The organism is Agreia sp. PsM10 (genome assembly GCF_030433855.1).
In the GTDB taxonomy this organism is placed as follows: Bacteria; Actinomycetota; Actinomycetes; order Actinomycetales; family Microbacteriaceae; genus Agreia.
Window position 1 is genome coordinate 1 of record NZ_JARUXC010000063.1, and the last position, 254, is coordinate 254.

General features: G+C 57.5%; 1 protein-coding gene. It reads right to left on the reverse strand.

Features of this window, described 5'->3' with window-relative positions; translation table 11 throughout:
• A partial coding sequence (locus QCD70_RS19050; RefSeq protein ID WP_301219206.1) for an ATP-binding cassette domain-containing protein occupies positions 1-246 on the reverse strand: 246 nt, incomplete at its 3' end.
• Between the last annotated feature and the right edge of the window lie 8 nt (positions 247-254).

Sequence of the window (254 nt, forward strand, 5' to 3'; positions counted from 1 at the left end):
GGTGTAGCCGCCCATGATGAGATTTTCCTCGGTCGTCAACGACGGAAACACATTGGCCAACTGCGGCACGAAAGCAACGCCCTTGTTGACCCGTTCATGCGGTCGCAGCCGGGTGATGTCCTCGCCCTCACAGTGCACCGAACCATCGGTTGGAATGATGTAGCCCATGATCGCCTTGAGCAAAGTCGACTTGCCGGCACCATTGGGACCGATGATGGTAGTCAAACCGCCCGCCGGTACGCTCAAGTCAACAT